The following is a 625-nucleotide window of genomic DNA, read 5'->3' on the forward strand; positions in this document are numbered from 1 at the left end:
CCTCTTGGCTAAAAAGCTATAGTGCAATAGTTCTTGCAGTTGATAGTTGTGCTCATGCCTTAGCTCTTGGATGATGGTCCGTTCTTCTTGCGTTGAGCGTCTTTGCGCCGAGCTAAGGCTTCGACTTTTTTTAGGTAGTCGTTCTCAATGTGGAGCTGACGGTTTTCTAAGCGCAGCCGTTCTAATTCAGATAACTCGCTGCTGGTATACTTAACTGGTTTTTTAGGCAATTTGTTCATTGGTGGTCGGCCTCGTTTGGTAAAGAGCGCATCAAGCCCGCCTTCTTCAAAACGTTTTTGCCAAGTACAAATTAAGCTGGGTGTGGCAATTTTGAAGTGAATGGCGGTATTTTGATAGGTCTCGTCATGTTCTTTTCTCCAGTTTAAGACTTGGAGCTTGAATTGACCACGATAATTTTGCGAGATGTGCCGAATTTCTAGGCCCTTAACACCAAAGTGCTGGTATTGCGCAGCCCAGGTATCAATTAGTTGATGTGATCCGGTGCCAATCATTTGCGCCACAGAACGGCTGCTGTAGCCTTCTTTGAGCAAGTTAAGCGCCTGTAATTTTTGTTTGACGGTAAATTTAACCATAGTAAAACCCTCCAGTTGGATTTTTGTCCAAT

At 44.0% G+C, this 625-nt stretch carries 1 protein-coding gene; it reads right to left on the bottom strand.

The window, feature by feature from the left end; all coding sequences use genetic code 11:
- Positions 1–59 precede the first annotated feature (59 nt).
- Positions 60–625, bottom strand: a 566-nt coding sequence (locus JF75_RS09975; RefSeq protein WP_209423267.1) for a helix-turn-helix domain-containing protein, incomplete at its 5' end; no start/stop codon positions are given.

This window comes from Lactobacillus kimbladii, assembly GCF_000970755.1.
Lineage (GTDB): Bacteria > Bacillota > Bacilli > Lactobacillales > Lactobacillaceae > Lactobacillus > Lactobacillus kimbladii.